General features: G+C 73.5%; 11 protein-coding genes and 1 tRNA gene. 9 read left to right on the top strand and 3 right to left on the bottom strand.

Going from position 1 to position 13,991, the window contains the following annotated elements:
• The first annotated feature begins 102 nt into the window (after positions 1 to 102).
• Complete coding sequence (locus ADK86_RS39705) at positions 103 to 1,284, top strand: MFS transporter (protein ID WP_053701016.1); 1,182 nt, start codon at positions 103 to 105, stop codon at positions 1,282 to 1,284.
• Positions 1,271 to 1,564: a DUF3039 domain-containing protein gene (locus ADK86_RS39700; protein WP_030184509.1), complete on the top strand. Its 294-nt coding sequence runs from the start codon at positions 1,271 to 1,273 to the stop codon at positions 1,562 to 1,564. The genes ADK86_RS39705 and ADK86_RS39700 overlap by 14 nt, the downstream gene beginning before the upstream one ends.
• Before the next feature lie 160 nt (positions 1,565 to 1,724).
• Here ADK86_RS39700 and ADK86_RS39695 read toward each other — a convergent pair whose 3' ends face one another.
• Positions 1,725 to 2,150 carry an SSI family serine proteinase inhibitor gene (locus ADK86_RS39695; protein WP_053701015.1) on the bottom strand — a complete coding sequence of 142 codons (426 nt, stop codon included), beginning with the start codon at positions 2,148 to 2,150 and terminating at the stop codon, positions 1,725 to 1,727.
• Positions 2,151 to 2,447: 297 nt separating this feature from the next.
• Here ADK86_RS39695 and ADK86_RS39690 point away from each other — a divergent pair, with 297 nt between their 5' ends.
• From ADK86_RS39690 to ADK86_RS39660, 7 genes are all read left to right on the top strand, one after another.
• A complete protein-coding gene (locus ADK86_RS39690; RefSeq protein WP_053701014.1) occupies positions 2,448 to 3,746 on the top strand; it encodes an extracellular solute-binding protein in 1,299 nt (432 codons plus the stop codon).
• Positions 3,743 to 4,702, top strand: a complete 960-nt coding sequence (locus tag ADK86_RS39685; RefSeq protein ID WP_053701013.1) for a carbohydrate ABC transporter permease — start codon at positions 3,743 to 3,745, stop codon at positions 4,700 to 4,702. The genes ADK86_RS39690 and ADK86_RS39685 overlap by 4 nt, the downstream gene beginning before the upstream one ends.
• On the top strand, positions 4,699 to 5,565 hold the full coding sequence (locus ADK86_RS39680) for a carbohydrate ABC transporter permease (protein ID WP_053701012.1): 867 nt from the start codon (positions 4,699 to 4,701) through the stop codon (positions 5,563 to 5,565). The genes ADK86_RS39685 and ADK86_RS39680 overlap by 4 nt, the downstream gene beginning before the upstream one ends.
• Positions 5,566 to 5,629: 64 nt before the next feature.
• The gene (locus ADK86_RS39675) at positions 5,630 to 7,303 is read left to right on the top strand and encodes a beta-N-acetylhexosaminidase (protein ID WP_053701011.1); all 1,674 of its coding nucleotides are present in this window, start codon (positions 5,630 to 5,632) and stop codon (positions 7,301 to 7,303) included.
• Positions 7,304 to 7,681: 378 nt separating this feature from the next.
• Positions 7,682 to 8,578 carry an FAD binding domain-containing protein gene (locus ADK86_RS39670; RefSeq protein WP_053701010.1) on the top strand — a complete coding sequence of 299 codons (897 nt, stop codon included), beginning with the start codon at positions 7,682 to 7,684 and terminating at the stop codon, positions 8,576 to 8,578.
• Positions 8,575 to 10,704, top strand: coding sequence for a 2Fe-2S iron-sulfur cluster-binding protein (locus tag ADK86_RS39665; protein ID WP_234346341.1), 2,130 nt, complete (start codon positions 8,575 to 8,577; stop codon positions 10,702 to 10,704). The genes ADK86_RS39670 and ADK86_RS39665 overlap by 4 nt, the downstream gene beginning before the upstream one ends.
• The gene (locus tag ADK86_RS39660; protein ID WP_053701009.1) at positions 10,701 to 13,025 is read left to right on the top strand and encodes a xanthine dehydrogenase family protein molybdopterin-binding subunit; all 2,325 of its coding nucleotides are present in this window, start codon (positions 10,701 to 10,703) and stop codon (positions 13,023 to 13,025) included. Before ADK86_RS39665 ends, ADK86_RS39660 begins: the two co-directional genes overlap by 4 nt.
• A 62-nt stretch (positions 13,026 to 13,087) precedes the next feature.
• On the opposite strand, the gene ADK86_RS39655 is transcribed toward ADK86_RS39660, so the two are convergent.
• Together ADK86_RS39655 and ADK86_RS39650 are read right to left on the bottom strand one after the other, a co-directional pair.
• Positions 13,088 to 13,159 (bottom strand) — tRNA-Cys (locus ADK86_RS39655).
• A gap of 89 nt (positions 13,160 to 13,248) precedes the next feature.
• Complete coding sequence (locus ADK86_RS39650) at positions 13,249 to 13,851, bottom strand: chemotaxis protein CheB (protein WP_053701008.1); 603 nt, start codon at positions 13,849 to 13,851, stop codon at positions 13,249 to 13,251.
• Positions 13,852 to 13,991 lie beyond the last annotated feature (140 nt).

The raw sequence follows: 13,991 nt of genomic DNA, 5'->3' as shown, positions 1-13,991 counted from the left end.
GACATAAATCACCCCCCACCAACATTTCCCCCACCCCCCGGAGCCCTCCTACGTTTCCCCGGTCGATGCGCCGTAGCGGGATAACAAAGGGAGTTCACAGCAATGCGCAAAGTCTGGCTGCTGGCTCTGGGGGCGTTTGCTCTTGGGCTGGACGCGTATGTGATGGCGGGGCTGTTGCCCGTGGTTGCCGGTGATCTTCGGGCGTCCGTGTCGCTCGTGGGGCAGATGGTGACGGTGTTCACCTTGGCGTATGCGATCGCCGCGCCGTTGGTCGCGGGGCTGATGGCGGGGGTGCGGCCTCGGGTGGTCATTGTGGTCGCGTTGGGTGTCTTCACGGTGGGGAACGCGGCCACCGCCCTCGCCCCCTCGCTGGGCGCGCTGCTCGCCGCGCGGGTTGTCGCGGGGGCCGGGGCGGGGGTCTACGCGGCGCTGTCCACGGCTGCCGCGTCGGCGCTGGTGCCGGGGGAGCGGCGCGGGCGGGCGCTGGCGCTGGTCATGGGCGGGATGAGTACGGGGACGGTGCTCGGTGTGCCGGTGGGGGTGCTGCTGGCCGGGCATGCGGGGTGGCGGTCGACGATGTGGCTGGTCACGGGGCTGGGGGCGGTGGCCCTGGTGGGGCTGGCGGGGCTGCTGCCGCCGGTGCCGGCCGATCCGCCGGTGGCGGCGCGTGCCCGGCTGGCCGCCATCGCGGACCGGGAGGTGGCGCCGATCGTGGGGGTGTCGTTCCTGGCGGCGGTGGCGAGTCTGGGGCTCTACACGTATCTGGCGCCGGTGCTGGCCTCCGCGGGCGGGGTAGGAGAGGTCGGTCCGTATTTGTGGGCTTGGGGGATCGGCGGCGTGGTGGGGAGCCTGGTCGCCGGGCCGCTGGTGGACCGTACGGGGAAAGCCGCGGCCCTGGTGGGCGGGGTGCTGGTGACGGTCGCCGTGGCCCAGGTCCTGCTGCCGCTGCTGGCCGCTGCCGCGCTGCCGGGCGCGGCCGCAGTCCTGGTGCTCTGGGGCGCGGCGGGCTGGGCGCTCCAGGTTCCGCAGCAGCACCGGCTGCTCGCCCTGCGTGACGACCGCGGCACGGTCGCCCTCGCCCTGAACAATTCGGCCCTCTATCTGGGCAGCGCGGCCGGCTCCGCGCTGGGTGGACTGGCCCTGGCCGCGGGGGCCGAGGGGTACGCGCTGCCGTGGGCGGCGGGTGGTGTCGCGGCCCTCGGGCTGGTGCTCCACCTGTGGGCGGGCCGCCGCTCCCGGCACGCCGCGCGCGTCGGTACCCTTGGCGGTTATGAGCACTCTTGAGCCCGAGCGCGGGGCAGGTACGGGGACCCTCGTAGAGCCGACGCCGCAGACGTCGCACGGCGACGGCGACCACGAGCGCTACGCCCACTATGTCCAGAAGGACAAGATCATGGCGAGCGCGCTCGACGGCACCCCCGTCGTCGCCCTCTGCGGCAAGGTCTGGGTCCCGGGCCGCGACCCGAAGAAGTACCCGGTCTGCCCCATGTGCAAGGAGATCTACGAGTCCATGGGCGCCGGTGGCGACAAGGACAAGGGCGGCAAGGACGGCGGCAAGAAGTAGTCCGTCCGGCCGGAGCCGGCGTCCTGCCGCGCGGCTCCCGCCCGCCCTGCGCGTGTCCGGCCCGTTCCCGTACGAGGAGCGGGCCGCGTGCGTTGTGCCGTAGTACCGAGGCCCGGTCCCCGTGCGGAGACCGGGCCTCGGCCGTACGGTGCAGGGTGCGTCAGTCGCGCCACGGGGTGAGGTTGAAGATGTCGCTGCTCTCGGCGTTGGCGACGCACTGGTTCGGATAGGTGCGCTGGTAGAAGGTCGTTTTGCCGTGCCACGTGCCGTGGGCGACGACCGTGACCGGCTGGTAGATCCGCGGGCAGGCGCGGTGCTCCGGCGGGACGCGGGTGTAGTCGCCGTTGGCCATGGCCAGCTTGAGGCAGGAGCCCGCCGGGTCCGGGTGGTCGCCGCCGGCCGGGAAGCAGCGCAGGCGGGCGGTGGCGAGGAGGGGCCCGGAGGGGTCGGTGCCCTCGTGGACGGCGATGTGCTGGCGGCCGCCGGTCCCCGGCTGGGCGTGCGCGGCGGCGGGTGTGGCCGCGAGGGGCAGCAGCCCCAGGGCGGCGACGGTCAGCAGGGAGGTGCGTACGGGTCTGGCGCGCATGGCTTCGGTCGGTCCTTTGTGTGGGTGCGGCTGGGTGCTGCTGCCGGGGCCGCGGCCGGGAGCCGGAATCTCGCGTGGCGCCCGGTGCTGCTTGCGGTAGCAGAGGAGGGACATCTGATTCATAGATAGACGTACCGGGACCGAACGATGCCGATTGTGGGCCAGTGGTGGCGTGTCGCCCGCGGCGTTGCCTGATCGGCTCTTGTCGGGGAGCGTCGGCGCGCTTAGCCTCCTGAGGATTGTGCATGGCGAAACGCCCGTTGCGCATGCTGCAACGTTCCTTCCAGGGGGTCCCCAATGCAGCTCTCCGCTCGAACAGCCGCCCGCGCGGCCGCACTTGTCCTGGCCGTCGCCACCGCCGCCGGCTGCGCCCCGTCCACCTCCGGCGGCGGCGCCAAGGAGGACACCAAGACCGGCACGCTGCGGGTCTGGCTCTTCCAGGAGGTCAACAACAAGCCCAAGGAAGCGGCCGTCGGCAAGGCGGTGGCCGACTTCAAGGCCGCGCACCAGGGCACCGACGTCCGGGTCGACTACATCCCGGTCGACACCCGCGCCCAGCGCATCAAGGCTGCCTTCAACGACCCCAAGAGCGCCCCCGACGTGATCGAGTACGGCAACACCGACACCGCCGGGTACGTGAAGGACGGCGGACTGGCCGACGTCAGCCAGGAGTTCGGCGCCTGGAAAGAGGCCAAGGACACCGACCCCACCGCCAAGCAGTCGGTGACCGTGGACGGCAAGGTCTACGGCGCGCCGCTGTTCGTCGGCGTACGGGCCCTGTACTACCGCACCGATGTGTTCAAGGAACTGGGCATCGCCGTGCCCACCACGCAGGACGAGGTCGCCGCGGCCGCCCGCAAGATCCGCGCCGAGCGGCCCGAGCTGTACGGGATCGCCGTCGGCGGCGCGTACACCTACGGCGCGCTGCCCTTCCTCTGGGCGCACGGCGGCGAGCTGGCCACCGGCAAGGGCGAGGACTTCACCGCCGCCGTGGACAGCGAGAAGTCGCAGGCGGGCATCAAGGCGTACGCGGACCTCTTCGGTGACGCCAACTGCCCGGCCGCCAAATGCGCGGAGATGGGTGGCAACGACACCGTCGCCGCCTTCGCCGCCGGCAAGGCGGGCATGGCGATCGGCGGCGACTTCAGCCACCAGGCCATGGAGGACGGCAAGGTGAAGGGCAAGTACGCGGTGGTGCCGCTGCCCGGCACCACCAAGGGCTCGATCGCCCCGGCCTTCGCGGGCGGCAACAACATCGGTGTCCTGAAGAGCAGTTCGCACCGCACGCTGGCCGTGGACCTGATGAAGCAGCTGGCCGGCAAGGACACCCAGCGGCGGCTGTTCGACGCTATGGGCTTCCTGCCGACGTACACCGATGTACGGGCCGAGGCGGCGAAGAAGCAGCCGTTCGTCGAGCCGTTCGTGCGGACGCTGGACGCGGGCGCCAAGTTCGTGCCGGTCTCCCCGGCCTGGGCCACCATCGACGCCTCGCTCGTGCTGCCGACGATGTACCAGGAGATCGTCAGCGGCCGGAAGGACGTCGCCACGGCGTCCGGTGACGCGGCCAAGAAGATGGACGAGGCGTTCAAGAAGTGACGCTCACGGTCAAGGAAGCACGCGCCGGGGGCGGCCGGACGCCGCTCACCGGCGCCCGCCGCGTACGGCCGCCGTCCCGCCGAGGAAGCCGCTGGACGCCCTGGCTCTACCTCGCGCCCGCGCTGGTCGTGCTGGGCGGTCTGCTCGTCTACCCGATCTACCAGCTCGGCCTGATCTCGTTCCTCGAATACACCCAGGCCCAGGTCAGCGGCGGCGAACCGACCAGCTTCCAGGGGCTGGCGAACTACGCCGAGCTGTTCGGGGACGGCCAGTTCTGGCAGGTGCTGCTCGCCACGGTGGTGTTCGCCGCGGCCTGTGTCGTGTGCACGCTGGCGGTCGGCTGCTCGTTCGCCGTGCTGCTCACCCGGATACGGGCGGTGCCGCGCCTGGCCCTGATGCTGGCCGCGCTCGGCGCCTGGGCCACCCCCGCCATCACCGGCTCCACCGTCTGGGTCTTCCTCTTCGACCCGGACTTCGGACCGGTCAACCGGGTGCTGGGCCTCGGCGACCTCTCCTGGACCTACGGGCGCTACAGCGCCTTCGCGCTGGTCCTGCTGGAAGTCGTGTGGTGCTCGTTCCCGTTCGTGATGGTCACCGTCTACGCGGGCATCCGCGCCATCCCGGAGGAGGTGCTGGAGGCCGCGGCCCTGGACGGCGCGTCGCAGTGGCGCATCTGGCGCTCGGTCATGGCGCCGATGCTGCGGCCGATCCTCGTCGTCGTCACCATCCAGTCCGTCATCTGGGACTTCAAGGTCTTCACCCAGATCTATGTGATGACCAACGGCGGCGGCATCGCCGGGCAGAACCTCGTACTGAACGTGTACGCCTACCAGAAGGCGTTCGCCTCGTCCCAGTACAGCCTGGGCTCGGCCATCGGCATCGTGATGCTGCTGATCCTGCTGGCCGTCACGCTCGTCTACCTGCGCCTGCTGCGCCGACAGGGGGAGGAACTGTGAGTACGGTCCGTACGCCGCGGATCCGGCGGCCCGGGCGGCTGGCCGCCGAGGCGGGCGCGCTGCTGATCGCCGCCGCCGTGGCCTTCCCCCTCTACTGGATGGTGCTGTCCGCCTTCAAACCGGCGGGCGAGGTGCAGTCCACCGAGCCGCTGCCCTGGACCCTGCACCCCTCGCTGGACGCCTTCCGGCGCGTCTTCCAGCAGCAGGACTTCGGGCGGTACTTCCTCAACAGCCTGTTCGTGGCGGGCGTCGTCGTCATCGCCTCCGCGCTGATCGCCTTCCTGGCGGCGACGGCCGTCACCCGCTTCCGCTTCCGGTTCCGCACCACCCTGCTGATCATGTTCCTGGTCGCGCAGATGGTGCCGGTCGAGGCGCTGACCATTCCGCTGTTCTTCCTGATGCGCGACGTCGGCGACGCCGTACCCGGTATCGGCCTGAACACCCTCGGCTCACTGGTCCTGCCGCACCTCGCCTTCTCCCTGCCCTTCGCGATCTGGATGCTGCGCGGCTTCGTCAAGGCCGTACCCGAGGCGCTGGAGGAGGCCGCCTGTCTGGACGGCGCGTCCCGCTCGCGCTTCCTGTGGCAGATCCTCTTCCCGCTCGTCTTCCCCGGCCTCGTCGCCACCAGCGTCTTCTCCTTCATCAGCACCTGGAACGACTTCCTCTTCGCCAAGTCCTTCATCATCAGCGCGACGGAGAACTCCACGCTCCCGATGGCGCTGCTGGTCTTCTTCAAGCCGGACGAGAACGACTGGGGCGGGATCATGGCGGCGTCGACCGTGATGACCGTGCCCGTGCTGGTGTTCTTCGTGCTCGTCCAGCGCAGGCTGGTGTCGGGCCTCGGCGGTGCGGTGAAGGACTGACGACGCCCTTGACCGTGCTCACCACCACCGTCCCCCTTCACGCCCACAACGGAAGGCTCAGCACATGGACGACGCAGTGACGGCGGACGCCGCCCGGGCGGCGACCGGCCTGATACCGCAGCCCCGCGACAACCGCCCGGAGGGCGGCGCGTTCCTCCTCGGCCCGGGCACCGTCCTGGACGCGGGACCCGGTACGGAGACCACCGCCGCCTGGCTGCGCGGCACCGTCGGCGCCGCGACCGGCCTGCCACTGCCGCCCGGCAGCGCCGGGACCGGCCCGGACGACGGCGTCATCCGCCTGCGCGTCGACGCGGACACCGCCGACGCGCTCGGCCCCGAGGGCTACCGGCTGACCGCCGGCCACACCGGAGTCACCCTCCTCGGCGGCGGCGCGGCAGGCACCTTCTGGGGCGCCCAGACGCTGCGGCAGCTGCTCGGGCCCGACGCGCACCGCCGCGCGCCCCTGCGCCCCGGCCACCGCTGGGCCGTACCGGCCGTACGCATCGAGGACGCGCCCCGCTTCGCCTGGCGCGGCATGATGCTCGACGTCGCACGGCACTTCCTGCCCAAGGACGGCGTGCTGCGCTACCTCGATCTGCTCGCCGCCCACAAGCTCAACGTCCTGCACCTCCACCTCACCGACGACCAGGGCTGGCGCATCGAGATCGAGCGCTATCCGAAGCTGACCGAGGCCGGCGCCTGGCGGGAGCGCACCAAGCTCGGCCACCGGGCCTCACCCCTGTGGGACGACCGCCCGCACGGCGGCTACTACACCCAGGACGACATCCGCGAGATCGTCGCCTACGCCGCCGCGCGGCATATCTCCGTCGTCCCGGAGATCGACATCCCGGGCCACTCGCAGGCCGCCATCGCGGCATACCCGGAACTGGGCAACACCGACGTCATCGACACCAACTCCCTCAAGGTCTGGGACACGTGGGGCGTCAATCCGAATGTACTGGCGCCCACTGACAACGCCCTGCGCTTCTACGAAGGGGTCCTGGAGGAGGTGCTCGCCCTCTTCCCCTCCCGCTTCGTGCACATGGGCGGCGACGAGTGCCCCAAGGACCAGTGGCGCGCGTCGCCGTACGCCCAGGCCCGTATCAGGGAACTCGGTGTGGGCGACGAGGACGGGCTGCAGAGCTGGTTCATCCGCCACTTCGACCGCTGGCTCGCCGACCGGGGCCGCCGCCTGATCGGCTGGGACGAGATCCTGGAGGGCGGCCTCGCGCCGGGCGCCGCGGTGTCCTCCTGGCGCGGCTACGCGGGCGGCATCGCCGCGGCGCAGGCGGGCCACGACGTGGTCATGTGCCCCGAACAGCAGGTCTACCTGGACCACCGGCAGCACGACGGCCCCGACGAGCCCGTACCGATCGGCTACGTACGCACCCTGGAGGACGTCTACCGCTTCGAGCCCATACCGCCCCAGCTGACCCCGGAGCAGGCCGCCCACGTGCTCGGCACCCAGGTCAACGTCTGGACCGAGGTGATGGAGACCCCGCAGCGCCTCGACTACCAGGTCTTCCCGCGGCTCGCCGCGTTCGCCGAGGTCGCCTGGTCCGAGCTGCCGCCGCCCGCGGAGCGCGACCACGCCGGATTCACCCGCCGGATGGCCGCCCACTACGCCCGCCTGGACGCGCTCGGCGTCGACTACCGGCCGCCCGGCGGCCCCCTCCCGTGGCAGCGGCGCCCCGGGTTGCTCGGACGCCCGATCGAGGGGTCGCCCCCAAACGTGTGAGCCGGGGCGGATGCGGGCGGCCGGGGCGGCCGGTTGCTGGGACGGTGGTTCCCGCCCAACGCACCCACGGCGGTCAAGGTGATGTATGTCCGGTAAGTCCCTCGGAGCGTGCCCGCCCGCGCGCTCCACGGCCCCCGGCCGCCGGCGCCCGCGGCTGCGGCGGAGCCCCACTCCGCTTGACGTCCCGAACATCCCGTACGCCCCGAACACCGGCCTTGTCGCGCGCCGGAGGCGCCCGATGCCGTGCGAGCGCGCCTCGAAGACGGGCCCTGGCGCCGCGGGCCTGCAAAGATGTGCCAGAGTTGCCACGTCCGGACCGTGAGCACGTACCGTACGGCGGAGCGGAACAGCCGGGACACCGGGGAAGGGGCAGCTGGGTTGACCACGCACGCACCGCAGGCTTCGTCATCCGTGGCGTTGCCGGCCTCGCTCGACGAGGCCGTGGCGGCGCTCACCGCCATGCCCACCGCCGTGCCCGTAGCGGGCGGTACGGACCTGATGGCCGCCGTCAACTCCGGGCTGCTGCGGCCCGCCGGCCTGGTCGGCCTCGGCCGGATCAGCGAGATCCGCGGCTGGCAGTACCAGGACGGCCACGCCCTCCTCGGCGCCGGACTGACCCTCGCGCGGATGGGCCGCCCCGACTTCGCCGCCCTCATCCCGGGCCTGGCCGCCGCGGCGCGCGCCGCCGGCCCCCCGCAGGTCCGCAACGCGGGCACCCTCGGCGGCAACATCGTCACCTCCGCTCCCACCGGCGACACCCTCCCCGTGCTCGCCGCCCTCGAAGCCAACCTGGTCATCGCCGGGCCCGGCGGCGCCCGCCGCGAGCTCCCGGTCAGCCACCTGCTGGCCGGCCGCGAGATGCTGCGCCCCGGCGAACTCGTCGGCTACGTACGGGTGCCGCTGCTGCACGCCCCGCAGACCTTCCTGAAGGCCACCGGCCGCACCGGCCCCGGCCGCGCCACCGCCTCGGTGGCCCTCGTCCTCGACCCCGCGCGGCGCGGCGTGCGCTGCGCGGTCGGCGCGGTGGCCGCCATGCCGCTGCGGCCCCTGGAGGCCGAGGAGTGGGTGGCCTCCATCATCGACTGGGACGGCGAACGCACCCTGGTCCCCGAAGCGCTGGCCGCCTTCGGCGACTATGTCGCCGCCGCCTGCATCCCCGACCCGCCCCCGCCGCCGGACGGCGCCGAGCCGCAGACCCTGCCGCCCGCCGCGCTGCACCTGCGCCGTACGGTGGCGGCCCTGGCCCGCCGAGCACTTGGGAGGGCGCTCTCGTGAGCGACGCCGACAGCCCCGACCGTCCCGACGGGCGCAACAGCCCCGAGGACACCCAGCCGCTGCGCGTGGTGCGCCCGCAGGACCGGCAGCGGTGGGAGCCACTGCCCCAGGGCAACGAGTACGAGCAGGAGGCCACCGCCTTCGTCCAGCTCCCGGACGGCTTCACCAGCGGCCCGTATCCGGGCGGTTACGGCTACCCCGCCTACCCGGACCCCCACCAGGCCCCCGGCGCGCCGGACGGCCACGGCGGCGCGCCCGGCCACGACGGGTACGGCGCCGACCCGCTCGCCGCGCCCGGCCACGGCTACACCCCGCCGTCCTCCTTCGCGCCGCCGACCCCGGGCGCGACCACCGACCCGTCGGCCACCGGCCAGTGGACGATGCCGTTCGCGGACGCCCCGGCCACCGGCCTGCCCGCGCACGGCATGCCGGACCCCGGCCCGCACGGCCACTACGCCGACGGCGGCCAGGACGCCGCGCCGCACGACGCCTGGCCGGGCGCGGACGGCGGCAGCGGCACCACCGGCCAGTGGGCCATCCCCACCGCCCCGGACGAGGTGCTGGAGGAGTCCGGCGAGTACCTGCTCGGCGACGACCGCAACCCCGCCTCCGGTTACGGGAACGCGTACGGCCACGTCGAACACGGCCACCTCCCCGCCGACCCGGCCGCGACCGGGCACTGGAACTTCACCACGGACCAGCACCCGGGCACCGGCCACCTGCCGTACGACCAGCCCGCACACCAGCCGCCGCAGCAGCACCGGCCTGCGGACCAGGTGACGCCCGGCTACGACCCGGCCCACGGGGTGCCTCCGGCGAGCGAAGGGCCGTACGACGGCGGCACCTTGGGCGCCGGCAACTGGTCGCTGCCCGCCGACGCGCTGGCGCAGTGGCCGCCGGCGCCGCGCGAGGAGGTGCGGGCGGAGCCGGAGCCGGAGGCGGTTCCTGAGCCGGAGCCTGCGGTTGAGGCTGCGCCGGAGGCCGAGGCTCCGGGTGATGCCCCGGCGGAGGCCGAGGCGGGTACGGCCGAGGCGGACACCGAGGTGCCCGTTGACGCGCGTACGGAGGCGGGTACGGGCGAGGCCGGTACGGATGAGTCCCGTACGGATGAGCCCCGTACGGACGCGACCGCCGACGCTCCGGACGTGACTCCCGAAGCCGTCTCCGAAACCGCCCCCGAAGCCGTCCTCGACGCCGCCCCCGCGCCGGCCGAGGACGACATCGAGACCGCCCCCGAGGCAGCCATCGAAGCCCCGGCTGCGCCGGAGCCCGCCGCGGTCCCGGACGCGCCCGCCGCGCCCGAAGGGGAAGCACCCGAAACGGAAGCACCCGAGGAAGCCCTCGCCGAGCCCACGGCTCAGCAGGACGCGACCTCTCAGCCCGCTCCGGCCCTGGAGGCACCGGAGCCGACCACGGCGGCGGACCCGGCCGCAGCCGATCCCGCCCCCGACCCGGCCCCCGACCCCCACGACGAACACCCCCACATCTCCTACGTCCTGACCGTCAACGGCACCGACCGCCCCGTCACCGACGCCTGGATCGGCGAGTCGCTGCTGTACGTGCTGCGCGAGCGCCTCGGCCTCGCCGGGGCCAAGGACGGCTGTTCGCAAGGGGAGTGCGGGGCCTGCTCCGTACAGGTCGACGGGCGGCTCGTGGCGTCGTGCCTGGTGCCCGCCGCGACCACCGCGGGCAGCGAGGTCCGTACGGTCGAGGGCCTGGCCCGGAACGGCGCGCCCTCCGACGTGCAGCGCGCCCTGGCCGAATCCGGCGCCGTCCAGTGCGGCTTCTGCATTCCCGGCATGGCCATGACCGTCCACGACCTGCTGGAAGGCAACCACGCGCCCACCGAGCTGGAGACGCGCCAGGCGCTGTGCGGCAACCTGTGCCGCTGCTCGGGCTACCGGGGCGTGCTCGACGCGGTCAACGAGGTCGCCCGTAACCGTGCCGACGCCGCGGCAGCCGCCGAAGAGGCCGCGGCCGCCGCCCCCGAGGAGCCCGGCACCCCCCGCATCCCGCACCAGGCGGGCCCCGCCGACCCGCAGGGCCCCGCATCCCACGGCCACCACCCCCACGGGCCGCACCCCCACGGCCCGGGCGCAGATCCGCAGTCCGGAGGCTCCGCATGACCGGCACACCCGAGGGCGGCGCCGTCACCGCCACCCCCGCCGCGGGCGTCCCCCTCCCCGCCGAGCCGCCGCACGGCATCGGCGTCTCCCTGCCGTCCGCGGACGCGCCCGCCAAGACGGAGGGCGTCTTCCCGTACGCCTCCGACCTGTGGGCCGAGGGCCTGCTGTGGGCGGCGGTGCTGCGCTCCCCGCACGCCAGCGCCCGCATCCTGTCGGTGGACACCGGGCCGGCCGCCGAGATGCCGGGCGTACGGGCCGTCGTCACGCACGCGGACGTACCGGGCGACCCCGGGCACGGCAGGGGCACGCCCGACCGCCCCGTTTTCGCCCACGACGTGGTCCGTCACCACGGTGAGCCGATCGCCGCCGTCGCCGCCGACCACCCCGACACGGCCCGGCTGGCGGCGGCCGCCATCGCCGTCGAATACGAGGTCCTGGAGCCGGTCACCGACCCCCAACTCGCCTTCGAGGCGGAGCCGCTGCACCCGGACGGCAACCTGATCCGGCACATCCCGCTGCACTTCGGCGACCCCGAGGTGGTGGGCGAGACCATCGTCGAGGGCCTGTACCGCATCGGCCGCCAGGACCCGGCGCCGATCGGCGCCGAGGCCGGGCTCGCGGTGCCGCGCCCGGACGGCGGCGTCGAGATCTACACCGCCTCCACCGACCCGCACGCCGACCGCGACCTGGCCGCCGCCTGCTTCGGGCTGGCGCCGGAACGGGTCCGTATCGTCGTTACGGGCGTGCCCGGCGCCACCGCGGACCGCGAGGATCCCGGCATGCAGCTCGCCCTCGGGCTGCTCGCCCTGCGCACCGGCTGCCCGGTCAAACTGACCGCCACCCGCGAGGAGTCCTTCCTCGGCCACGCCCACCGCCACCCCACCCTCCTGCGCTACCGCCACCACGCGGACGCCGAAGGCAAGCTGGTCAAGGTCGAGGCGCAGATCCTGATGGACGCGGGCGCGTACGCGGACACCTCCGCCGAGGCGCTGGCCGCCGCCGTCTCCTTCGCCTGCGGCCCGTACGTCGTCCCGCACGCCTTCGTCGAGGGCTGGGCGGTCCGCACGAACAACCCGCCGTCCGGGCATCTGCGCGGCGAGGGCGCGATGCAGGTGTGCGCCGCCTACGAAGGCCAGATGGACAAGCTGGCCGCCAAGCTGGGCATGGACCCGGCCGAGCTGCGGCTGCGCAACGTCATGGCCACCGGCGACCTGCTGCCCACCGGCCAGACCGTCACCTGCCCGGCGCCGGTCGCCGAACTGCTGCGCGCCGTCAAGGACGAGCCGCTGCCCGAACTCCCCAAGGACACCCCCGAGGAGGACTGGCTGCTGCCCGGCGGCCTGGAGGGCGCGGGCGAGCCGTCCGCGGTGCGCCGCGGCGTCGGCTACGCGCTCGGCATGGTCCACATGCTCGGCGCGGAGGGCGCCGACGAGGTCTCCACCGCCACGGTCAAGGTCAGCGGCTCGGTCGCCACCGTGCTGTGTGCCGCGGTCGAGACCGGCTCCGGCTTCTCCACCCTCGCCCGGCAGATCGTCCAGGAGACCCTGGGCGTCGAAGAGGTGCACGTCGCCCCCGTCGACACCGACCAGCCGTCCGCCGGGCGCGCCTGCCACGGCCGGCACACCTGGGTCTCCGGCGGTGCCGTCGAACGCGCCGCCAAGATGGTGCGCACCCAGCTCCTCCAGCCGCTGGCCCACAAGTTCGGCATGTCCACCGAACTCCTCCAGATCACCGACGGCAAGATCACCTCGTACGACGGCGTGCTCAGCACCACCGTCGCCGAGGCCCTCGACGGCAAGGAACTCTGGGCCACCGCCCAGTGCCGCCCCCACCCGACCGAGCCCCTGGACGAGACCGGCCAGGGCGACGCCTTCGTGGGCCTCGCCTTCTGCGCCATCCGCTGCGTCGCGGACGTCGACATCGAACTCGGCACCATCCGCGTCGTGGAGATGACCGTCGCCCAGGACGTCGGCCGGGTCCTCAACCCGCGCCAGCTCCGCGCCCGTATCGAAGCCGGCGTCACCCAGGGCCTCGGCGCGGCCCTCATGGAGAACCTCCGCACCACCCGCGGCCAGATCCGCCACCCCGACCTCACCGGCTACGCCATGCCCACGGCCCTCGACGCCCCCGACATCCGCATCGTCAAACTCGTCGAGGAACGCGACGTGGTAGCCCCCTTCGGCGCCAAACCGGCCAGCGCCGTCCCGGTCGTCACCTCCCCGGCCGCGGTCGCCTCCGCCGTACGCGCCGCCACGGGCCGCCCGATAGGCCGCCTGCCGATCCGGCCGCAGGCGGCGGTGGCGCAGGTGGCGCAGCAGTAGGCGCGCCGTACGCGCGGGAAGGCGGCCCCGTACGCATACGGAGCCGCCTTCACCCATGACCGAGGCCGTGATCGGATTCGAACCGACGTAACCGGATTTGCAGTCCGGCCCCTCAACCGCTCGGGCACACGGCCGTGTTGGTGAGCTGGTCCGAGACTAGGCCGGGGGGCCGGGGGAGGGGCAAGGGGGCCGGGCGGGGTGCCATGAGGTTGCAATGTGGTGTTCACGGGTCCGGGGCGGAATGGGCGAAGGAGCGGATCATTGATTCGATCGCGTGCAGGGGGAGCACGTGGTCCACGGCGCCGGCCTGCAGGGCGGCTTCGGGCATGCCGGGGTAGTCGGCGGTGTCCGGGTCCTGCACCACCACGGTGCCGCCGCGGTCCCTGACGGCCCGGGCGCCCCGCGCGCCGTCACTGCCCGTACCGCTGAGCACGAAGACCCAGGCCCGCTGTCCGTAGTGCTCGGCGAGCGAGGTGAACAGGCGGTCCGCCGCGGGCCTGACCCCGTTCACGCGCGCCGTGTCGGCCAGCCGCAGTGTGCCGTCCGGATCGATGAGCAGGTGCCGGTCGGGAGGTGCCAGGTGGACCCGGCCGGCGGCGGCCCGTTCGCCGTCCCGGGCCAGCGTGACCGGCACCCGGGTGCGCCGTTGGAGGACCGTGTCGAGCACCGTGCGGTGCCGCGGGCTCAGGTGCTGCACCACCAGCATCGGTACGGGAGGGCCCGAGGTGAAGGAGCCGAACAGCTCCAGCAGCGCGAACACCCCGCCCGCGGAGGCGGCGATGGCCACCACGGCACAGCTCTCGTCGATGCATTTCGGCGGCGCCATACCGGGAGCCTAGAGGGAGCACCGTGCGGGGGGACATACCCAGGCGGCACACCCAAGTGCCCCTCGCGGCCGTGCACCTAGTTCCAACGGCCGAGACGATCTCCGCCCCGCGACAGGGGCGCAGCTCAGTTACGCCTCTT

This window comes from Streptomyces sp. NRRL F-5755 (assembly GCF_001279365.1).
Taxonomy (GTDB): domain Bacteria; phylum Actinomycetota; class Actinomycetes; order Streptomycetales; family Streptomycetaceae; genus Streptomyces; species Streptomyces rimosus.
This window is presented reverse-complemented; position numbering and strand designations above follow the sequence as displayed.